Raw genomic sequence first — 21239 nt, forward strand, 5'->3', positions numbered from 1 at the left:
CAAGCAATAAGCAGTTTAAACAATGGTTGTCCCTCTTAGATAGAGTCGACCTTCAAAGGACTATCCTTTGGTTTCGGCAAGTTTAATTGCTCTACCAAACTACGACCTTTCTCGCTGATGCCTCCACTGTAAGACTTTGAACCATCAGCATTAGTCATGGAGGTTTCACCTACGTTCCAAGCTTCAAAGAAGTCACTTAAGTCATAGTTCGAAACATAAGAAGCACACACCATCATCAGGTCTCCACCAGAAAGCCCAGTTTCGCTAGCACTACAATAGTTCGTATTCGAGTCACCTTCTCTATCGCCTCGTGCTTTACGATGCATAAGCTTGAACATATTCCAGCCTTCATCATCACCGTAAACCGCAGATTGGCTAGCTCCACGACCATACCAATCATCAATAGCAAAGTTCGATTTTGCCCAGATTTTCAGTTGCCCGAACATAACTAGACGTAAACCAGCATCACCATGTGACCAAGCATGTCTATCGTTTTGCTCTAGCCATTTTGGTGCCTTCTTAATATCCGTTTTAATACGATCCATTTCTGGATTTTCGTTACGCCCCTCTAACTCTTGCATATAAAGTGCGAGTAGGTTGTTCGTCACCTCAGTACTGCCCGCTGCTGAGAAAGGGGCAGATGCTAAGTTATGACCAACTTCATGCCACAGTAACCAATCATTCACAGGGTTAGTTGGGATGTAGGTACGGTTTGCATTAAAACTCGAATTCATCACTGGGTAGCCAGAGTGAGCAGCACCAATCGAAATTTGCACATCATTCACAAAACGATGGCGGAACGCGGTCAATTCTGGATAAGTGAACCTACGGTGTAAACCATCATCTTGCACCTCATCACGTCCGTAGAAGTCACTTGCAGCGTCAGCGAATCGATTCATGTCCGAAGCAAACTGTACCAAATCAGCGGATTCTATGTTCTTAACAGGCGTGGTATAGATAAATGAACCCGTGTCGACTTCCGCAATTGGAGCCTCTGCCGATTGAATAGAGTTAATCCACTCACCCTCTTTCCACCAAGCAGCTTTTAACGCGCCATCAACGATAAATGAGACTTCACCAACCTCTTTTACTTTCGGTTGAATGTAAATAAGGCCACCATATGGAACCTTGAAGGTTAAGTTCGAACCATCGTACGCATAGTTAGTTTGCATACGTGGAGGGCGCTTCAAACTGGTTTCATGGTTAGGCTTGCCTGTAAGATCATCCGCCATCATCACAGTGATCGTTGCAACGACACCATTACTAATCGTCACATCTTGTAGCTGAGGTGCCCATAAACCTGTCGATTGATTGTTCCCAGCCGAATACGTTACGCCCTTACCACCAGTTTGGATAAGAACTGAACTTGACGAAGACGCACCTGTAGTTCGACCTGGGTACATTGTCGTATCAACAACAATATTATGATCCCAGAAAGAGCGCCCCAACATGATACGAGTCAATGGCTTTTCCATATAGTTCAACGGGTAACTAGGGTTTAACTGCCCCACTAAGTCACCTTCACCATAGATCATGTTATTGGCTACCAAAGAAGCTTTAAGATCAACAGGGCATTGTGCTTCTACTGTATCTGTTTGATGTTGGCCATCGGTATAACAATTTAAGAATTGAACAGCTTGCTTAAAGCCTAATTCATCTTGTATATCGCTTTCAAAGCGATAAGCGTTGTCGTTCCACATCCAAACAGACAAGTTGTCGAAAGCTTGATTCAATTCACTGTTAGACAGGCGCTTGCCCTGAGTGCCTTTCGTGCGATAGTAAATTTCATGCTCATAAAGGGCAGTAAAGTTAGTGCCCAAGTTCGCGGCTTTAACCATGCTACCAACAACAGCTTCACTCACCTCATAGCGATCAAAGTCTGCGCGATGATAAGCACCACGAACAGTAACACCGTCTCCAGAACGAGTTTCAATACAGTTAAATTCGTACTCATATTCGTTGTTACAAAGAGGAGTCCCAGCAAATGCAGATTGCAGTTCTTTGATGGCCGCTGCTCTCTCCTCAGCAGATTCAACAAAAATACGTGCGTGTTTAGTGACCATGACTGGTTTACCAGACTTATCAAAAACAGCTTTGCCTTCTTCGTCTAGCTTTTGAACTTCATAAGTTGGTATTTCAAACTTAATCTTCGACTCATCTTTGATCCAATCAACTGTACCATCCTGATTGACAGTGAATGGAGGCTCCCCTTGGTTATCTTCAAAGCGCTCTAGTACCACCATTTCCTTTTCACTCTTCACATGAAGATTTGGATATGGCGCTTGGCAGTAATAAGAACTCCCACAGAAAGCTTGATTCGTTGGCGTAACGTTCTCACCACCTAATGAAACACCAGCGGCATCCGCTAAGCGTCCAATTGGTTCAGGGTTAGTAGTTTGAATCGCATCCATAAACAAGATATTGCCACCTTCATTAACATAGTTAATAAGCGCAGTAATATCGTCTTGGTTTAAATTCGGATTTTCTAAGTCAGCAACGAATTGGTTGGTCATACCATCTTGAATCAACTTAGGCGGGTATGCCTGAAGAATCAAAATTGGCGTAGTGGTCGCTTCTAATCCATCAAACTCACCTGATCCACGCTTTTCTACCGATGCAAAACCATACTGTGGACTAACAAAGAAGGTGTACTGCTTACCCATAGTGGAATGGTGATAAGCTGAATAAGCTTGGCCAATATTGGTGACTGCATTCATCCCCGCAATAGGAGAACCATTGTTGAACCATTCAAACAAGTTCGAGAAAAACAACCTCATGCTGCCGTGGTCATCATGCTGGAGGTTTTCGAACGTCGAAACAGTGCACAGTTGTTTGTTACTGTCGATATGTAATGCGCGATTGGCCCAATAGTTTTCCGGGCATGACAGAATACTTGGATATAAGCCATTACCCATGAACACAACCTTACCCTTGCCGATCTCGCCTGCTGTAACGAATGGAAAACCATAAGTGGCGTTATCTTCAGAAACGAAAGGAATGGGTTGCATTGCAATTTGAGGATGTTCCGCAATGTAAGGTTTACCTTCACGAGTCCAAGCTTGATGCTCTCCAAAAGGAATCTCTCGGTTCCTGTCAGCTCTCGGCATCATCACAGGGAAGGCTCTGTTCGAAATGTTTAGAGCTCGCATACCACGAGTATAACCCGTCGCACCATAGAAGCTGCCATTGTCGTTAAAGACATGGAACGTCGTTACGTTATGGAATATTTGCTGCAGAGACTCTGTAACATAATGGCCAGAACCCATAGATAGCATCACAGGTTGGCGCACATAATCCATAAACAGAGGTGTTTGACGTAACTCCTCATCGATTACAGCGGTTAACCCTTGGCTAAACTGACCAACAAACTCATTAGGAAGTTCATAGTCAGTACCTTCTATTACCCCACCGTTTGGCAGAGTTAGATTAATCAGTTCGTTAATAACATTCGGGTACTTTGAGAACGTACCCTGAACCTCTTCAGAGATCTCATAGTGACTATCATGATCAACAGCATAACGTTCAATCAAAGATTGGATATTTGCTTTCTCAACCACATTATTGGTCACATCAGACAATTTGTAGGCGATCTGATTGCCAGTGATATAACCAAACTCAAACGTATCGATACCAAAAGCAATACTGTCGCCCCATAGGTACTCAAATCCCCCGTCTTCATGAGTCACACCTGTCGCGTTAGCTGAAAAGAAACTGACCCCGGAAATCGGTTTACCATTCTCGTCTGTTAGCTTACTGCGCGTTAATACCTTTCCTTCAACACTTGGCTTGTAAGCATAAGTAGACTCTGCATCTGCAGAAACAAAGCCCGCGTTAAGGTTATTGTCCGCATTAGGATCAACAGCAGGAACGACGGTTGTATCTACGTGTGAACTCGGCGCCTTGCCAACTTCATCGGTAGATTCTTCTTCTTTTGACGAAAAATACGCATCGACTGCATCTTGATCATCAAGTTGTGAGAACACATCCTCGATATCAAAGGCATCAAGTTCTTTTAGGCATATCTCGCTTTCCGTCTCGCACACATCAATGGATTGCAGAACCTTGGTGACGTTCTTTCCATGTAATTGCGTCAACTCAAATGTAGCGGGAACGCCATCATTTGAAATCGATCTTTCTATAATGTCAGGAAAAGGAGCGGTAAAGTCACCTAAATTAAGATGGCCTAATGTACAGCTAAAACTCACGCCTTGTTGAACACTGAATGTGCCACTTTCAAGGCTGATACCATCACAATAAACCTCTCCCGATATTATCGTTCCACTCGACATCAACGAACCAATGTAAGTCGTTGGAGGGACAATATCTGTAGGAGGAATAATGTCAGTTGGCGGTAGGATGTCCGTTGGGGGGATAACCTCTGTTGGAGGTAATAGATCCGTTGGGGGAACGACATCAGGGGTCTCACCGTAGGTTGGTGAATCATCATTACACCCAGAAAGTGCGGCGGATATAATGACCAACGCAATTATGTTTTTTTTCATGGAGCGATGTTAATCGTAATTTTAAATGGACGGTTATTTTATAGATTTGGCCCATCTTGATGACTATAGTTTTTTATCCTCACAACAAAGAGCATTACTCATAAATAATTGAATAAATTGCTTTAATTTACACATTAACTCAAAGCTCTATTTTCGTTTTGCTATGGCCTAGTTAAAGAAAAACGCCATACCTCTATAGAGATATGGCGTTTCGAAAAAAACATCAATGTTGATCAAATCAAGCCTAAGGCTTGAGCTTCAAAACCGCGTCAATATCTTCTGCAGAGTGGCGCTCAGGAAGTTGCTCCCACGCTTCGCCCCATGAGCGGTTGATAATACGGCCACGTTGAACGCCTTCGCGAGCTTCTAATTGCTTCGCCCAGCGAACTACGTTGGTGTAAGACTCAACTTGTAAGAACTCAGCGGCGTCATATAGGTTGCCCAGTACAAGGTTGCCGTACCATGGCCAGATTGCGATATCAGCAATGCTAAACTCTTCACCCGCTACAAAAGTGTTGTTAGCAAGTTGCTTGTCTAACACATCAAGTTGGCGCTTAGCTTCCATCGCAAAGCGGTTAATTGGGTATTCTTGCTTTTCATCCGCATAAGCGTAGAAGTGACCGAAACCACCGCCTAGGAATGGGGCTGAACCTTGTGCCCAAAACAACCAGTTGATGGTTTGCGTGCGTGCTGCCCCTTCTTTCGGCAAGAAGTGACCAAATTTTTCAGCTAGATGCATCAAGATAGAAGCTGATTCGAATACATTCACATCTTCGTTGCCTGATTTATCAAGCAGCGCTGGGATTTTCGAGTTTGGGTTTACACCAACAAAACCAGAAGAGAATTGGTCTGACTCACCAATATTGATCAAGTACGCATCATATTCAGCTTCTTTAACACCCGCCGCTAACAACTCTTCTAGCATGATAGTGACTTTCTGACCGTTAGGCGTACCAAGAGAATACAGTTGCAAGGCGTGGTCACCAACAGGAAGCTCTTTATCAAATCGAGCGCCAGATTCAGGACTATTAATGTTTGCCCACTTGTTACCACCAGCAGCATCGTTAACCCAAACTTTTGGCGGTGTGTATTGTTGTGACATGATATTTCCTTATTAATATAGGGTCTCACAAACTGATATTAGGTCACATGTCCTTGGTTAAAACCCCTGAATACGATTTATTTTCAAACTGTTAAGCATGGCTTATTCCAGAAAGACATAACCCGTTTGACGAGATGGCTCATGTAAAAGGTAGGCATATATTCGTGTCCTATTTCGAACCTCATTCAATGTTGGTTAATCTACTGTACCATTTAGCAACGACAGTCCTGCCCGTTCCAGAAAGCTGTGATAAAATCGGGGGATTATAATTGATAAGGATTTGGCAATGTCTTCTGATTACACAGGCTCGAGTGCAGCGTACGCTCGCCAAGAGAAAGGCTACCGCGAAAAAGCACTAAAACTGTACCCATGGGTTTGTGGTAAGTGTGCGCGTGAATTCGTTTACTCGAACTTAAGAGAGCTGACAGTTCACCACGTGGATCACGACCATACAAACAACCCTGAAGACGGCAGTAACTGGGAACTATTGTGCCTGTACTGTCACGATCATGAACACTCAAAATACACTGACCATGAGCGTTATGGTGTTGATGCAAAAGCGCGTTTAGACGATCACCAAACAGCTACGCATAACCCGTTTGCTGATCTCGCGAAGATGATGAAAAAATAGAACGCTTTTCATAAAGACTCAATAACAAGAAACCCCAGTATGTCGCCATACTGGGGTTTCTTTTATCTACCGTCATAACTAAATAATAGAGTTCAGGTAGGCAGGATCAAAAAAGCCTTCCGAAGAAGGCTTTTTAAGAATAAATCAAATTATGCTGCCGCTTGTTTGCGAGATTCTTCTACCTGTTTAGCACGCTTTTTTAGCGTCAATTTATCGCGGTATGCAAACCAAACGTAAGACACAACCACTAAGAAGAACAGGTATGACAATGAGAAAATGAACGGCGATTGAATGATATCGTTCGAGATACCCCAAGAAACACCGATAACAGTCACTGCAATTTTCGCAAAAAAGCCACACATCAATAGCACTAATGCCAACTGTGGGAAACGCGTACTGCGGAATGCAAGCCAGTAGCAACTACCAACAGCTAGAGCCGCAACATAGAAGCCGAATAGGAAAGAGTGAATATGGTCAGCTGCCGCTACACCACCAGAAATTGACATCAATAGAATTAAAAACAGTTTCATAATACTCGCCTCGCAATAGACTGGAAACGCATCCTTTCAAATTTGGAATCTCATTTTGCATACTATTTTCCTTGTTTTTGAGGAGAACACAAGCCCAAAACATGACCAGTTTGTGTGTAAACATTAACCACAAAACCACATTTAACATCGCGTTAACAAGTTGATTTTTCAGAAAGTCCGTTACCACTTGTCCTACATAGAAAAAGTCCCATTTCAATTTATTTTGTTACACAAAATTAACCTTAGAAATTATTTAAAATAATTTCTAACTCTGTGATATCCGCACGGAATACGTGGCTATTAAAAAACCAATACCAAAAAATCCCTGAAATAATAAGGCGACACGTCTAAAAAGAACAAAATAGAAAGGTGTTGAGAACAATTTAAAAACTTACAAAAAACAACTTGTTAACAAAGTGAATTTAATTTACCAAAAATGGAAAAAGAGATTCCAATCACATTTTTATTGGTTATAATCCGCGCTCTTTTGCGGTATCTGTTGATAAACGCAAACTAATTTTGAAGAAACAATGACAATAACCCGTCTTTCGTTGAGTGACTGTTACTAAACAAAAGACAGAACCGAGAATAAAAATGAGCAAGATTGATAAAGCAACACGTATCCTGCTAGCAGGCTTCTGTATCAACCTTTGTCTTGGCATCCTGTATGCTTGGAGTGTATTTAACAAAGCGCTAGTAACTGAAGCTGGTTGGAGTGCTGCTGAAGCGTCTTCTCCTTACGCTATTGCAACTATCACATTCTCTGTTTGTCTTCTTGTTGCAGGCATCCTACAAGACCGTATGGGTCCACGTAAGATCCTAATCCTAGGTACGGCTCTAACAGGCCTAGGCATGATTGCTTCTGGTTTCGCTACAACGCCTATGATGCTGAACATCACGTTCGGTATTATGACAGGTGCTGGTATCGGCTTCGGTTACGCGTGTCTTTCTCCATCAGCAATGAAGTGGTTCCACTCTTCTAAGAAAGGTATGGTTAACGGCCTAATCGCAGCAGGCTTCGGTCTTGCAGCTATTTACCTAGCACCAGTAACTTCTGCGCTAATCGACAGTATGGGCATCCAAACAAGCTTTATGATTCTTGGTGTTGGTGTACTTGCAATCGCTGTACCTCTAGCAGCAACAATCAACAACCCACCAGCGGATTACACGCCAGCTGAGCCTAAAGTAAAAGCAGGCCAAGCACCTAAAGCGGTTAAGAAGACTGAAGACCTAACGTGGAAAGTAATGCTGAAGACTCCTCAGTTCTACTCTCTATGGATCATGTACGCATTTGCTGCATCTGTTGGTCTAATGATCATCGGTAACATCACCACAATCGCTAGCGTTCAAGCTAACCTGCCAAACGCAGTTTACCTAGCGTCTATCCTTGCAGTATTCAACTCAGGCGGCCGTGTTGCTGCGGGTATGCTTGCAGATAAAATCGGTGGTGTACGTACTCTACTTCTTGCGTTCATCCTTCAAGGCGCGAACATGGCTCTATTTGCTACGTTCAACTCTGAATTCACGCTAATTATTGGTACAGCAATTGCAGCTGTTGGTTACGGTACGCTTCTAGCAGTATTCCCAACACTAACTGCTGAATTCTACGGCCTGAAAAACTACGGTACTAACTACGGCGTGCTATACACGGCATGGGGTATCGGCGGCGCTATCGGTGCAGCAGTTGTTGGTTTCTCAATGGCAAACGGCGAAGGTTACGGCCTAGCTTACACAATCTCTGCAGTTATGATGGCAGTGTGTATTGTTCTAGCAATCATCACTAAGCCAATCTCTGAAGCTAAAGTTGCTGAACTAAAAGCATCACAAGCTTAATCATCAGAAAAGATTGAATTTGTTACTGAAGAGCTTAACCTTAGGGTTAGGCTCTTTTTGTATCAAGCGACTTCTCCATTGACGATAGAAACCACTCCTCAGCTCTCCCCTACTTATTATCTCGACAACTTCAATCGATTGGTTGAACACGCTCAAACGCTCTACCCTGATCTTCTGAGTGACGATGAGTGCCGTTGGTTGTCTGAATACAAACGTCTTTCTGTTGCAAGCCAATGCTTAATGGTGCGTTTACTTTCTCGTAAAGGCTGTTGGTTTCGTAGTGACAAGCTCGCTTATGTTGAAATCCCAGATATCGACACTGCATTGCAAGAGCTAAACTCTTCACGCTTCATTACGTTAAGTCACCCAACGGACAAGCATGACTTGGAAGTCACCCAGATCGAACTTGGATTGAACCTACTCACCAAGCCAGAACTGCTTAATGTATTCCCATCTCTTAAGAGCAACAAATCTGCTAAAAAAGACCAACTGTTAGCGTTGCTTGAACCACAAGCTTTTGATCAGTTCCAAAGCCTATCGTTCGATTGCATTTACGTTGTCGAATCTCAGGTGATTGATGTATTGCTGTTGCTGTTTTTTGCCAATACTTACCAAGACCTAAGCCAGTTCGTGTTAAGCGACCTTGGACTCAACACCTTTGAAAGCTATCCGTTAAGCAAACAACGTCGGTTCTTCACCGCTCGAGAACAGATCAATCAATTGCTTCAGATGAGTGAAGTTCAACACCAGTATTACGAAGGTGATCGAAAAGACCCCGAGTTTATTGAACACCTTCTGCATTCGATACCCGGAGAATCAGAACACCGAAGCATTGCTAGAAAACGATCGCGATTGATCAACGACCTCGCACGCGATCTAGAAAGGCTTAATCAAAACGACCAAGCTGTCTTTTGGTTCAAGCAATCAGAACTTACTCCGAGCAGAGAACGACTTGCGCGCATCTACGACAAACAAGACGAGTTAGACTCGATGCGTGACGTTGTCACGCAAATGCAAGAGAATCCATCGGATGTGTCAGAGCTAGAGGTCGCGGTTAAGCTTGAACAGAGGCTACTAAGAAAACAGGGCCACAAGGTTCCCCGCCCTTCAAAGCCGATTTGCGAACAAATTAGATTGGAATTAAGCCTTAGCCAAACCAAAGTTGAGCTTGCAGTAAAGCAGCATTTTGAAAGTCAAGGTTGGGATGTCTATTTCTCTGAGAACAGCTTTCTGTGTGGGTTGTTCGGTTTGGCCTTCTGGGATGTCATTTTCTCTGATGTTGAAGGCGCTTTTATCAATCGTTACCAACATCGACCACTAGACTTGTATCACTCAGACTTCGTAGACAAAAGAGCCGAGCAAATTGAAGCTGTTTTCCAAACCCTATCCGAGCACGGGCTGAATCACTTACTTGAGACTTACGATAACAAGCAAGGCATCGCTAATCCTTTTGTTCATTGGAATCATTTCCCTAAAGCACTTATTGAGCACAGTATGGCTTCGATCCCAAACACCCTAATTGTTGATCTCTTCAAGGTGATATTGAGTGACCTAAAGCTATTCCGAACTGGGATGCCAGATTTGATTGCCTTCAAGGGTGATGAGTTTCATTGGATTGAAGTAAAAGGGCCGGGAGATAAATTGCAAGACAACCAGTGGCGTTGGATCAAAGAGTTTGAACGCTTGTCTGTTCCTTTTTCGGTGTGTTACGTCAATCAATGAGCATTAGCTAAGCTTTCTGAACCTTGGTTTAATGATAGGGCTGACGCGATAAGTAGCTCAGTTCCATCAATATCTTGTCTACAAAATTGTTAGAACATGAGCATTTTCAATCATTTTCGATATAATTAGAGAAAATGCCTAATATCTAAATACGTATGAATTTGAAAAAACTTTTCATCTTAGCTTTTGTTAGCGTCTTCTCAGGTTGTGCCGTGTACGCGGGTTTAAACTTTGACGAGCTGTTTGGTGAACAACAAGTACGCGATCGCCAAGCCCCTATTCTTTCGGCTCAATCACAACACTTCATCAACGAAGTGAAACCGATCATTGATAACCGATGTGTGGTTTGTCACGCTTGTTATGATGCTCCTTGCCAACTCAAAATGTCTTCAGTTGAAGGCATCGATCGTGGCGCAAGCAAGGCTCTCGTTTATCAAGGTACGCGTTTAACGGCATCTGCCCCTACTCGCCTATTTGAAGATGCATTAACCACCCAAGAGTGGCGTGAAGCCGACTTCCACCCCGTGCTTAACGAGCGTATGCAAAACTCAACCGCTAACCTCGATGCGGGTCTTGTATCTCGAATGCTGATTCAAAAAGAGAACCATCCGCTTCCAGACCAAAAGCAGTTAGAAGGTTTCGACTTTTCAATTGATCGCGACCAACAGTGTCCGACCATCGAAGAGTACGCTCAATACGAAAGAGATTACCCAACTTGGGGCATGCCTTATGGGATGCCAAACCTAGACAAAACGGAATATGCGACGTTAATGAGTTGGTTGGAAAACGGCGCGTTAATGAATGAACATATTCCGTTGAGCGAAGCCGAGCAAAAGCTGGTTAATGTTTATGAAAAATTCCTCAATAAGAGTTCGAGAAAGAGCCAGCTCTCTGCGCGTTACATCTATGAGCACCTATTTCTATCTCACGTTTATTTTTCTGATTTAGGGCAACCAACACGCTTCTTCTCGATAGTGCGTTCTACAACACCACCAGGTGAAGCAGTACAGCGCATTACGACTCGTCGCCCTTACGACGATCCAAAAGTCTCTCGTGTTTACTACCGATTGATCCCAGAGCAAGGCACCATCGTCGACAAGACACACATGCCTTTCGCGCTAAATGAAGAGCGTCTAAAAAAATGGAACACATGGTTTGTTGATGCAGATTACGTGGTGAATAAGCTGCCTAGCTACGACGTTGATGTTGCCGCTAACCCAATGACTTCGTTTGAAGCTTTGCCAGTTAACTCTCGTTTTAACTTCATGTTGGATAACGCACAGAACACCATCATGGCGTACATTAAAGGGCCAGTGTGTCGTGGGCAACTTGCACTCAATGTAATTAATGACCGCTTCTGGGTGTTCTTTATTGACCCTGAGAAAGCTGATGTGCCGGAGATTAACGACTTCTATGCAAGCCAAAAGAAAAACTTAAAGCTGCCAAGTGAATTGGAAAGTAATACAGTTCCAGCGACCAATTGGGTACGTTACTCTAAGCAACAAGCACGATACCTAAACGCTAAATCAGACTTTACTAACAAGTGGTTTGAAAGTGGCGTAAACCTCGATACGGGCATCATTTGGGACGGAAATGGCACCAATCCGAATGCAGCTTTAACCATATTCAGACACTTTGACAGTGCTTCTGTCGTTCAAGGCTTAGTGGGGCCACAACCTAAAACGGCGTGGATCCTAGACTACGCCCTACTCGAGCGTATTCACTACCTGCTTGTTGCTGGCTTCGATGTATACGGAAACTTCGGCCACCAGCTAATCACCCGTATGTTTATGGACTTCCTAAGACTTGAAGGCGAAAGTAACTTCTTAACCCTTCTGCCTAAAGACGTTCGCCACCTCGAGCACTCAAGCTGGTATCAAAACCAGAGTGTACAATTGAGCGATTTCTTGCAGCGCAATATCGCCCCTTTCGATCAACCGACCAGCGTGGTGTACAAAACGGCCGATCCTAAGCGAGAGCTGCTGGATATGATCAAACAGAAGCTAGAGCCAGTTCTGAATAACCGTTTTGATATTGTCGAAACAGGCTTTAGTAAGAAAAACGAAGCATTACTGAATCAAGTGAGTTTGATCAAGGGAGAAGGCTTACGCCACGTTCCTCAGTTAGTGATGATCATGATTGAAGGCGAGAATGGCGAAGAGCAACTCTTTACCATGATTCACAACAACGCTCACAGCAACATTTCGAGCCTGTTTAATGAGGAAGGTAACCGAGATTACGCCAACGATGACTTAACACTCGTACGTGGCGTTGTAGGCAGCTACCCAGCGGCTTACCTATCACTAAACGAAAGCGACATTCCGACTCTGGTCAAAACGTTACAGAACTTGAACACGGAAGAAGATTACGTGGCGTTGCTTGATAAGTTTGCTGTACGACGCAGCTCTCCGGAATTCTGGCCGTTCAGTGACCGTGTCCATCGTTGGTATCAACAAGCGCAACCTATCGAGTTCGGCCTGTTAGATTACAACCGCTTTGAGAACCGCTAGTTTTCACACATAACATTTAAAAACAAAAATCCTCTGTCTTGGCAGAGGATTTTTTGTATATGAGGAAAAGTATCTTAAGTGCTATAGAGCAGCGAGAAGTGCTCTTGAGAAGCCAAAAGTTCTCTAGATTGAACCCGATGTTTCCGGCTGGTGTAGCTCATCAAAAAACGCACGAGCGGCGGGAGAAAGAGAATCCAAAGGCTGCTTCAACACCAGATAAAACTGACTCTTCAGGCTCCACTTATCCGGTTGTAGCGCAATCAAGGCTTGGTCATAGTGACCACGGTCGATTAAATGAGAAGGTAAGAAACTCAAGTGTGTACCTGCTAAGGTCAATATCACACCCGACTCTACATGCCAGCCATCAAAAGGCTTTACTGAATCGTACTGCTCTATATTAAGCAATCGGAACATCTCATCTTTGGCGTAGCCACCCATGTTGATACGACAGCCATCAAGGGAAAAATCGTTATCCATGATCTTCTCAGCCAGATCCTTGCGCGCATAAAGATAGCTGTGCTCTTCAAACAGTGGGTATTTATGTTGAAAGGCTGATTTTTGATGTGACCCGAGAACGACGATCATCATATCTATCTGGTTCTTTGCCAACTTCTCATTCAACTGAGTGAAATCACCGACATCGACACTCACCTCAACACTGTTACTGAGTTGGTAAAATGTCTCAATCGCTTTTGGAAGTGGGTTGTAGGGCAAAGTCACCGTGTTATCCAAACAACCAATTCGCACGTGTCCTGAGAGTTCTGTTTGAACACCTCGTAGCTTATAAGCGAAGTCAGTTAAGGTCGATTTTAGTTGGTTCGCATATTTATACACTTGCTCACCTTCATGAGTGAGCTTAAAACCGCGACGACCACGTTGGCATAATGTTAATTCTAAGCTTTTTTCCAAGGCAATAAGTTGATTACTGAGCACTGGCTGGCTAATTCCGGTACTCGCAACCGCCTGATTGATGCCTCCCTGCTCAACAATTTCACAAAAAAGTTCTAATCTTCGTAGGTCTCTTTTATCTAACTTATTGTTTGGGTTCACTTTGTCACTCACATTTGGTTTTTGCTATGTTTACATCTGATTATATTCATTTATTAACAATAAATACATCAGTATGCTTTATTCACACTTATGGAATAACAATGCATGGATGGCGCTATGGCGACAGAAGCTTACATGAATAAACCCGAAGCAACACACAACCACAAAAAGATAGATGACTTCGAGCTAGAACCCGTTCCCGAGAAGGCCAAGCGTTCTTGGTGGGTGATCAGCCTTATCTGGTTGGCTATCGGTATCGATATCTCAGGCTTGTTCCTTGGCTCGATTTTGAGCAGCGGGATTGGTTTTGAAGACGCGTTGCTTGCGACATTTATCGGCTCAAGCTTACTCGCAGTCATCGCGATGCTGTGTGCCAATATTGGTTTCCAAGCAGGTGTATCAACTCCACTTGTGAGTAGCGCGGTGTTTGGTCGTAACGGCGGTAAAATTCTTGGTTTCATCAATGGCATCTCGCTTGTCGGCTGGTTTGCTTTCCAAGCTGATTTCTTTGCCTTCATCATGGTGGATGCTCTCGCAAAATACGACATTATGATGTCTCACCTAACCGCGCTGATTGGCGGCAGTGTATTAATGATGATGACAGCCATCTACGGCGTTCGTGCCTTAGGTAAACTCAGCACCTATTCAGTACCTCTGATGGTGACGCTGATTACCATTGGCTTGTTCATGGCTGCCGACTACCAAGGTGGCGCAGCACCAACGATTGAAGATCCTCTAACACTAGGCCAAGCCATCTCTTTCGTTATGTCTATCTGGATTCTTGCAGCCGTCGCTGCGCCTGATATTGCTCGTTACGCTAAGACTCGTCGCGATGCGATTTTGGGAGCAGGTATCGGCTTTCTGGTTGGTAACAGTGCCATCATTCTTATCGCATTAATCTTGACAAAAATGACAGGCACCGATGACCTAGTAGAAGTTTTCTTCACGCTTGGTTTAGGCATGGCTGCCATCATCGTTCTGGTATTTGCTCAATGGACGACCAACAGTAGTAACCTGACTTCGGGTGGCTTATGTATGTCGATGGTGCTACCTAAGATTCCTCGCCCTGTATTGGTTGTGATCATGACCATCGTCGGCATCGGTATTGCTCAACTCGGCATGGTGAACAAGTTTACTGACTTCTTAATGCTTCTCAGCGTAACCATCGCCCCAGCTGCCGGAGTCTACATCGTTCAATACTACGTTTTAGATTCTACAAAAATGAGCTTTGAGAACATCCAACAAGTTCCAGCTTGGATGTTTAAAGGCCTCGCCTCTTGGGCGTTTGGTACTGCATTCAGCGCCTGTACCGCACCAGAATTCTTCAACCTGTTTTCATTAACCAGCATCTCGGCGTTAGACGGCATTCTCGCAGCTGGTGTTATTTACCTAGCCCTAATGAAGCTTTCTCCTTCAAGTGATAAGGAATAGTAGTTGTGATTATTACTGAACAAATGATTGATGACATCGCGCTTGGTGCCACTGTATTAGGCACGGGCGGCGGTGGTGACCCATACAGCGGCGCATTGATGGCGAAAGTCGCTATCGCAACGGCAAAACAACCTGTACGCATGATTCCTTTGGAAGAGGTACAAGACGAATGGATGACTGCGCCCTCTTCAATGATTGGCGCCCCCACCGTTGCAGTAGAAAAGCTCAACTCGAAAGATCAAATGTTGGTCGCATTCGAAGCGATGGAAAAGGCGCTTGGTACTGAGGTAGCGGCAACCTTCCCTATCGAAGTGGGTGGTTTCAACTCACTGATTCCAATTCTCGTTGCAGCGCAAAAGAACATCCCTGTAATCGATTGTGATGCGATGGGACGTGCGTTCCCTGAAGCGCAAATGGTGACCTTCTTCCTCGACGATTTACCTTCAGCACCCAACACATTGGCCGACGAACGTGGCAATGTAGTAACGCTGTACCCGATAGACGGTATTTGGTCTGAAAGGTTTGCTAGGCCGATTACAGAGCAGATGGGCGGCTCAGCGGCAATGTGTGATTACCCAATGAACGGTAAGAACCTAAAGCGCAGCGCACTACCAGCAACACTCACCCAAGCAATGAAGATTGGGGAGGCAATCAGACTTGCGAACGACAACAACCAGAGCGGTACACAAGCTGTTCTAGATATTGTTGGCGGCCACACGATCGTTAGCGGCAAGATTGTTGATATTCAGCGCGAAACCGATGGCGGTTTTGCAACAGGCGGTGTCGTGATCGAGAAACTGGCTCAGTTCGAAGATACCGGCGTAGATAACGTATTCGTGCAGTTCCAAAACGAATTGCTCCTGGCGCACAAAGGCACAAGCCGTGCCGACATGAATCAAGATAACCTTTTGGCTTCGACACCGGATCTTATTTCGATATTGGATCATGAAACCGGCAAGCCAATCACAACCGAACAGCTTCGCTACGGACAACGCATCGATCTTATCGCCTACCCTTGTGACCCGAAATGGCGCACCGACAAAGGCATCGAAGTCGCGGGCCCGGATTACTTTGGCTACACCGTCGAATATCAAACCATTGAACAACTAAAGTCTGCATTGAAGAGGTAGTAGCATGACAAACATTACGCTTGATTACTGCCGTTTGGGCATTGACGTTGGTGGCACCAATACCGATGGTGTGTTGCTCGACGCAGACTTGAATGTGATTGCTAAGGTGAAAACCGCAACCACAAACGACATTTCCACTGGTATCGATAACGCGATTTCTGCACTACTAAGCCAAGCGAACATTGACGGTAAGCAAGTGAAACACGCGATGCTTGGCACCACTCAATGCACTAACGCGATTGTGGAAAGAAAAGGTTTAGACAGAGTTGGTATGATTCGTTTAGCCCTTCCAAGTGGCGACAGCGTCCCGCCCCTTTGTGGTTGGAGTGAAGCGTGGCAAAACCTGCTTGGTGAACACTTCTACCAAGCACACGGCGGCTACGAATACGACGGCCAATTGATTGCCGACATTCAAGAGTCTGAAATCCGCGAGCTTTGCCAGAAAATGAAAGGCCACGTAGATTCAATAGCTATCTGCGGTGTGTTCTCTCCAGTCAATGGCGACCAAGAGCTTCAAGCCGCAGAGTGGATTCAGCAAGAGCTTCCGGGTGTGAACCTATCGCTTTCCCATAAAGTAGGCAGCTTAGGGCTTCTGGAGCGTGAGAACGCCACAATTCTCAATGCAGCCCTGCAAGGCACAGCAAAACGATTCGTTGACGGCTTTTGTGATGCACTCATCAATCATGAAATCCACACTACGCCTTATTTCGGTCAGAACGACGGAACACTGATGTCGCAACAGTTCGCTTTGATGTACCCGATTCTTACTGTGGCTTGTGGTCCAACAAACTCGATTCGCGGAGCAAGCCATCTAACCAAGCTTAAAGATGCGATTGTGGTCGATGTGGGCGGCACAACGTCTGACATTGGCGTGCTGACTCACGGTTACCCAAGAGAGTCGAGCTTAGCGGTAGAGATTGGCGAAGTGAGAACCAACTTCCGCATGCCTGATATTTTGGCATTAGCCATTGGTGGCGGCACCAAGGTTCGCTTTGAGCAAGACCGTATCGAACTAGGCCCTGAAAGTGTTGGCCACACTCTCACGCAAACAGCGCGCAGCTTTGGCGGCGATGAACTCACGTTAACCGACATTGCACTCAAAACCGGTCAAATGCAGTGGCAAGCGGAACACCAACTGAGTGATGAGATTGGTATTTCGAGCGAGCAAGCAAGTCAGGTGTATCAACAGATGGTGACTGATGTTGAGGAAGGCATCGATAAGATGAAGACCTCAGCAGCGAGTGTACCTGTCATCATGGTTGGTGGCGGTAGTGCCCTATTCCCAGATCACTTTGAAGGTGTGAGCCAAGTGGTACGTCCTGAGCACTTTGAAGTAGCGAATGCAATTGGTGTTGCGCTGGGTGAAATATCAGGTCAATTCGATAAGATTGTCCCGATTGATCCCGCTTCTCGTGAAGAAACCTTAAAAGGCTTGGAAGAGCAATCAAAGCAACTGGCGATTGAGGCGGGAGCATGCAGCGATAACGTGGCAATCATTGAACGCAGTGAGATCCCATTAAGCTACCTACAAGGCAACATGGTTCACGTGAAGATCAAAGCCGCAGGTCACATCAGAATGGCTTGAGACAGATCTTCTTTGGTCTGACTTTAAATTACATCCAAGACTAAAAAAGCAGGCTATAACTTCATGGAAACACGAAGATATAACCTGCTTTTTGATTTTTAAGCGATTTTGTTTAGCTACTGCTTTATTTGCTATTGGCTTACTGGCTATTAGTCTACTAAATATGAGCGTCTTATTTACAGTTGTTCGCGCAGTGCTGCTAGCGAGTCTCTCACCAATTCAGAGAGTGAATCGGCATTGTCACGATATTGGTTCAACGGCTCTTCACTCGCTTCAATGCTCTGGCACAAAGCAAACAAGGCAGATAAACCCAAGCTTCCCGCCGAGCCTTTCAATTTATGAGCCAGCGACTTAATTTCACGAGCATTTTCAGCTTCGTCCGCTACAACAAGTTCATCGAGGGTGGCTTGGCTGCTTTGATCAAACAGACCAACAATCTGCACTATTTTGTCGTGGCCTAAAATGGCTAAGTCATCTTTTATGATTTTCGGATCAATAATCTGCACGATCTGATCTCCTTGGTTATTTTCTGTGTCTTGATTTGCCAGTTGTGCTGAACCTCCAAGTGCCAATGCAGATAAATCTAACTCGGCATCTTGAGGTTTCGAACTGACCTTACAACAAATCGCATCCGATGGATCGGGCTGAGGCAACAATAGAGTGTGACCGTCTAATTGCTCTACAATCAATTCTGACAAGGCTTCTTTCTCTAAAGGTTTAGGCAAGAAACCATCGAAGCCCGACGACAAATAGCTTTCGACTTCTTCGTTAAACACGTGAGCCGATACAGCAATCATAGGTGGCAATTTACGTGTTGCAGCTTGTTCATGTTGGCTTGCATCATCTTTCAGCTGTTGAATCAATTCAACGCCATCGCAATCCGGTAAGTTGATGTCCACCAGTGCAATATCGAACTCTTGTTCACTGAATATAGCTCGTGCTTCTTGTCCTGTTGTCGCGATGACCACATCGTGGCCTAAGTTATTCAAGAAGCCTTCCGCAACGATGCAGTTCACTGGGTTGTCTTCAATCAGCAGCACCTTAGCGCGAATGCAGGCTTCAACAATCGTAACTTTGTTTTCAATCTTCTCTCCCACTTCAAGAGGCAGTGAGAACCAAAACTGGCTACCCTCACCTTCTTCGGAGTGAACACCAATATCACCGTTCATGGCGTGCATCACGCTCTTACTGATCGCCAATCCAAGCCCTGTACCACCGGTTTTGTTGCGGCCGCTTTCTGTTTGGCTAAACGCATCAAACAGACACTTCTGTTCACTGATATCGATACCGACACCAGTATCTGAAACCTCGAACATCACACGGTTTTCATCTTCCAGATCAAGGCTAACAAATATATCTACTGAGCCGCTGTCTGTGAATTTTATGGCGTTACCGACCAAGTTATTGAGGATCTGACTGATACGAGTGACATCTCCGCGCCAGTAACGCTGGACGTCACTTTCAATGAAGTAATGAAAGTCGAGTTTCTTCTCTGATGCTCGCCCTTCCATCAATTGATAGGTGTCTTGAACCATTTGATGTAGATCGAACGACGCGACACGCACTTCTAAATGCCCCGCTTCAATTTTGGAATAATCCAACACGTCATTAAGGATTGCTAATAGGTTCTTACCACTGCGGTTAATGATATCGGCATAGCCCGATTGCAGCTGATTCAAGCCGGTGTCTTTCAGTAATCGAGCCGTACCCAACACCCCATTCATCGGCGTTCGAATTTCATGACTCATGGTCGCCAAGAATGCAGACTTCGCGCGGCTTGCTTGTTCCGCTGCGCTGCGTGCTTTGGCGTGGTTGGTTACTTCGACATTTAGCTTTTCATTGGTTTGTTGAAGTTGATAGGTACGCTCAGTAATCAGCTCTTCCAGTTGTTCTTTATGTTCTTCAAGCTCACGCTTGGCTTTTGCTTCACCTACCGCCACCACTTGCAGCGCTTGTGCAGTGTTTCTCGCGGTAATGATCGCCTCACCCATATGGGCAATTTCATCGTTACCTTTTACCGAAATATCAATGTTCAAACGCCCTTGAGCGATAGACATTAGTGCGGTCGAGTATTCCGCAAGGCGTTTCACCACCGAGATATACACCACGCGCCACACAATAAACGCCACGATAATAAGACCAATAATCGAAATCACCGACAGTGACCATTGTGCAACACTCAGCGTTGAAGTCAGCTCGTCTACCGCCTTCTTAGTGCTCAGGTTTGAATCATCGACCAATTGGTTAACAGTGGTGTTCAACTTGGAGAAAAGCTGCAGCGTATTCTGCATCAAGAATTCAGATTTCTTGGTGTTCTCGTACTGTTCAAGCGAGATATCAAACACCACTTGGCGCTTACGAAGCTCATCAAGCAGCAATGACATTTGCTCTGAACGAGTCGGGTCTTCTACCGCTTTAACACGGCGATCCATGATTTTAAGATTGGCTTCAAACTCTGATTGGATTTGATGAATGCGTTCTACGTTGGTAACGGTTTGCGTTTCTTCAATCTGGTTAAGGATTTTAAAAGCAAGAAGATGGAGTTCGTGTAAGCGCTCAGAAAGGTCTAAATCGACTTCAACTAATGCATCAAGGGCTTGATAGGCTTTGTCGGTTTGTTTGGTTTCGAGCAGGTCGTAGATATGGGTTACGTTCGCAATCGCGATGGTTGCGGTGTTCAAAACTTGAGTACGCGTGAGTTGTTCTAGCTCTTCAGCCAAAAACTTCATCTCTTCCACGCGTGCAGTCAGCTCTTTGTTGAGCCAAAGCTTACGTTCAACCGATACACCCAGCTCTGCCAGTGTATTGATGACACTTTCAACGTGGGTTTCAAGTTCGTGCAGCAGTTGGGAGTCAAAGCTATCAACACCCAGATCTTTAATATGAGTAAGAAGAGCCTCAAGTTGTCCGAATAGCACGGTGCCCGCTTCTTTTCTCTCTTGCTCGTTCTTAGCGTTAGAGAGAGTTTGAACGGAGGAAATGATGCGGTTACTGAGCTCAGAAACTTGTCGTGCTTCAATCATAGCAGGGAGCGCAGAATCTACGACGTTTCTTTCTGTTTTCGCCACGAAGCTAAATCCAGAGACACCGATCAATGCCGATACAAGAACCAAAAGCGCCATGACCAAAAACGAAGCAAGTAGCTTGCGTCCAATACTTGCTGTGGCTAACAACATATAACTTAAACCTTAAAACGATCTTCTTTACCCACCC

At 44.8% G+C, this 21239-nt stretch carries 12 protein-coding genes; 7 read left to right on the top strand and 5 right to left on the bottom strand.

Annotated elements, in window-relative coordinates; genetic code table 11:
• Nucleotides 1-35: 35 nt before the first annotated feature.
• On the bottom strand, nt 36-4502 hold the full coding sequence (locus tag L1D37_RS02120; RefSeq protein WP_239846699.1) for an SslE/AcfD family lipoprotein zinc metalloprotease: 4467 nt from the start codon (nt 4500-4502) through the stop codon (nt 36-38).
• A 244-nt stretch (nt 4503-4746) separates the two neighbouring features.
• Nucleotides 4747-5604: a glutathione-dependent disulfide-bond oxidoreductase gene (gene yghU, locus L1D37_RS02125; protein WP_239846700.1), complete on the bottom strand. Its 858-nt coding sequence runs from the start codon at nt 5602-5604 to the stop codon at nt 4747-4749.
• Nucleotides 5605-5890: 286 nt separating this feature from the next.
• Between yghU and L1D37_RS02130 the strand changes: the two genes are divergently transcribed.
• Entirely contained in the window at nt 5891-6235 is a 345-nt protein-coding gene (locus tag L1D37_RS02130) for a YajD family HNH nuclease (RefSeq protein ID WP_017632311.1), read from the top strand.
• A 149-nt stretch (nt 6236-6384) separates the two neighbouring features.
• On the opposite strand, the gene L1D37_RS02135 is transcribed toward L1D37_RS02130, so the two are convergent.
• Nucleotides 6385-6765, bottom strand: coding sequence for a hypothetical protein (locus tag L1D37_RS02135; protein ID WP_017060877.1), 381 nt, complete (start codon nt 6763-6765; stop codon nt 6385-6387).
• 594 nt (nt 6766-7359) lie between these two features.
• On the opposite strand from L1D37_RS02135, the gene L1D37_RS02140 reads away from it, so the two are divergent.
• From L1D37_RS02140 to L1D37_RS02150, 3 genes are all read left to right on the top strand, one after another.
• On the top strand, nt 7360-8598 hold the full coding sequence (locus L1D37_RS02140) for an OFA family MFS transporter (RefSeq protein ID WP_132762405.1): 1239 nt from the start codon (nt 7360-7362) through the stop codon (nt 8596-8598).
• Nucleotides 8599-8655: 57 nt separating this feature from the next.
• The gene (locus L1D37_RS02145) at nt 8656-10320 is read left to right on the top strand and encodes a VRR-NUC domain-containing protein (RefSeq protein WP_239846701.1); all 1665 of its coding nucleotides are present in this window, start codon (nt 8656-8658) and stop codon (nt 10318-10320) included.
• Nucleotides 10321-10475: 155 nt separating this feature from the next.
• On the top strand, nt 10476-12830 hold the full coding sequence (locus L1D37_RS02150; RefSeq protein WP_239846702.1) for a fatty acid cis/trans isomerase: 2355 nt from the start codon (nt 10476-10478) through the stop codon (nt 12828-12830).
• A 123-nt stretch (nt 12831-12953) separates the two neighbouring features.
• Here L1D37_RS02150 and L1D37_RS02155 read toward each other — a convergent pair whose 3' ends face one another.
• Nucleotides 12954-13892 carry a LysR family transcriptional regulator gene (locus L1D37_RS02155; protein WP_239846703.1) on the bottom strand — a complete coding sequence of 313 codons (939 nt, stop codon included), beginning with the start codon at nt 13890-13892 and terminating at the stop codon, nt 12954-12956.
• 93 nt (nt 13893-13985) lie between these two features.
• Between L1D37_RS02155 and L1D37_RS02160 the strand changes: the two genes are divergently transcribed.
• Genes L1D37_RS02160 through L1D37_RS02170 form a run of 3 tightly spaced genes read left to right on the top strand, consistent with a single transcriptional unit; the run spans nt 13986 to nt 18026 of the window.
• Nucleotides 13986-15311 (top strand): cytosine permease, encoded by a 1326-nt coding sequence (locus tag L1D37_RS02160; RefSeq protein ID WP_239846704.1) that lies wholly within the window; start codon nt 13986-13988, stop codon nt 15309-15311.
• Between the two features lie 5 nt (nt 15312-15316).
• Nucleotides 15317-16441 carry a DUF917 domain-containing protein gene (locus L1D37_RS02165; RefSeq protein WP_239846705.1) on the top strand — a complete coding sequence of 375 codons (1125 nt, stop codon included), beginning with the start codon at nt 15317-15319 and terminating at the stop codon, nt 16439-16441.
• A 4-nt stretch (nt 16442-16445) separates the two neighbouring features.
• Complete coding sequence (locus tag L1D37_RS02170) at nt 16446-18026, top strand: hydantoinase/oxoprolinase family protein (RefSeq protein WP_239846706.1); 1581 nt, start codon at nt 16446-16448, stop codon at nt 18024-18026.
• A gap of 176 nt (nt 18027-18202) precedes the next feature.
• Here L1D37_RS02170 and torS read toward each other — a convergent pair whose 3' ends face one another.
• Entirely contained in the window at nt 18203-21202 is a 3000-nt protein-coding gene (gene torS / locus L1D37_RS02175; RefSeq protein ID WP_239846707.1) for a TMAO reductase system sensor histidine kinase/response regulator TorS, read from the bottom strand.
• Between the last annotated feature and the right edge of the window lie 37 nt (nt 21203-21239).

The sequence above is a fragment of the Vibrio sp. Isolate33 genome, assembly GCF_022397895.1.
Taxonomy (GTDB): Bacteria; Pseudomonadota; Gammaproteobacteria; order Enterobacterales; family Vibrionaceae; genus Vibrio; species Vibrio pomeroyi.

Coding starts and splice junctions, on each gene's coding strand:
- L1D37_RS02120 (WP_239846699.1), bottom strand. CDS start 4,502: ATGAAAAAAAACATAATTGCGTTGGTCATTATATCCGCCGCACTTTCT.
- yghU (WP_239846700.1), bottom strand. CDS start 5,604: ATGTCACAACAATACACACCGCCAAAAGTTTGGGTTAACGATGCTGCT.
- L1D37_RS02130 (WP_017632311.1), top strand. CDS start 5,891: ATGTCTTCTGATTACACAGGCTCGAGTGCAGCGTACGCTCGCCAAGAG.
- L1D37_RS02135 (WP_017060877.1), bottom strand. CDS start 6,765: ATGAAACTGTTTTTAATTCTATTGATGTCAATTTCTGGTGGTGTAGCG.
- L1D37_RS02140 (WP_132762405.1), top strand. CDS start 7,360: ATGAGCAAGATTGATAAAGCAACACGTATCCTGCTAGCAGGCTTCTGT.
- L1D37_RS02150 (WP_239846702.1), top strand. CDS start 10,476: ATGAATTTGAAAAAACTTTTCATCTTAGCTTTTGTTAGCGTCTTCTCA.
- L1D37_RS02160 (WP_239846704.1), top strand. CDS start 13,986: ATGGATGGCGCTATGGCGACAGAAGCTTACATGAATAAACCCGAAGCA.
- L1D37_RS02170 (WP_239846706.1), top strand. CDS start 16,446: ATGACAAACATTACGCTTGATTACTGCCGTTTGGGCATTGACGTTGGT.
- torS (WP_239846707.1), bottom strand. CDS start 21,202: ATGTTGTTAGCCACAGCAAGTATTGGACGCAAGCTACTTGCTTCGTTT.